This is a genomic window from Bradyrhizobium sp. CCH5-F6 (genome assembly GCF_001556045.1).
Lineage (GTDB): Bacteria > Pseudomonadota > Alphaproteobacteria > Rhizobiales > Xanthobacteraceae > Bradyrhizobium.
In genome coordinates this window covers 1-986 of the sequence record NZ_LSIC01000039.1, presented here as the reverse complement: position 1 = coordinate 986, position 986 = coordinate 1, and the positions used below count along the sequence as shown (strand labels likewise).

1 protein-coding gene is annotated in these 986 nt (G+C 63.8%); it reads right to left on the bottom strand.

Translation table 11 applies throughout. The features are described 5' to 3' along the window. The coding region (gene tenA, locus AX729_RS06565; protein WP_063817222.1) for a thiaminase II at positions 1-690 on the bottom strand (690 nt) is incomplete at its 3' end. Positions 691-986: the final 296 nt, after the last annotated feature.

The following is a 986-nucleotide window of genomic DNA, read 5'->3' as shown; positions in this document are numbered from 1 at the left end:
TCTCGAGGCAGACTTCTGGGAGATGGCCTGGCCCGCGCGCCAGGCCATCTCCCAGAAGTCTGCCTCGAGACGGGTGGCTTCCTTGAAGATCGCAATCAGCTCGGCCTCGCGGGCCGGCGTGGCGTAGAGATCGGCGAGATGGTCCATATGCGCCCGCGCCTTGGCAGCGACCTCCTGGTACGGCACGCCCGCGTATTCGGCGATCCAGACGCAATAGGCGTTCGTCGCGGCGTCAGCAGCGGGGCGCGAGGCGAGTCGCGTTGCAATCTCCGCGTACCCGATCACGCAGGGGGCAAGCGCCACCTTGAGCGCCAGCAGATCGCCGCGCATTCCCGCATCCAGCACGTAGCGCGTATAGGCCAGCATCTCGGCCGCCGGAGGGGCTTGTTCAAGGTCGCTCGGGGACAGGCCCCATTCGGCACAGAGCTTCACATGCAGGTTCATCTCGACATCAAGGATGGCCGAAAGGCCGGCCGCGGCCTCGCGCATGTCGGCAAGCCTCGGCGACTTGTAGACCGCGAGCGCGTAGGCGCGCGCAAACTCGATGAGGAACAAATAGTCCTGAACGAGGTAGTGACGAAACGCAGCTTCAGGGAGCGAGCCGTCCGCCAATCCGTTCGTGAAGGGATGCTCGGTGTAAGCCCGCCACTCACCGGATGCTGCGGTCTTGAGACGCTCGAAGAAACTCACGATGTTTTTCGCCTAGGCTGCTTGTCGATGAATGTCTTTGGCTCGCTACCGATAGCGCATTGTGGACGGAGGAGCTACGGTGGCGGCGGACAAAGTTGGCTTTGAGCAAAGTTGCGGATAGGCCCCGCTTCGAGCCGCACTGATCGCTTGGCATCAACCTGCCCCGCTTCGCGGTGAAGGGCGAGGAGCTGAGCATTCTGGTGATGTGCGCGCTGAAGCTTGTGGTGATGCCGGCGGCCGAGTTCGTGCTGGCAAGACTGCTCGACCTGCCGCCGATTGCGGCCGGCGTCGTCGAG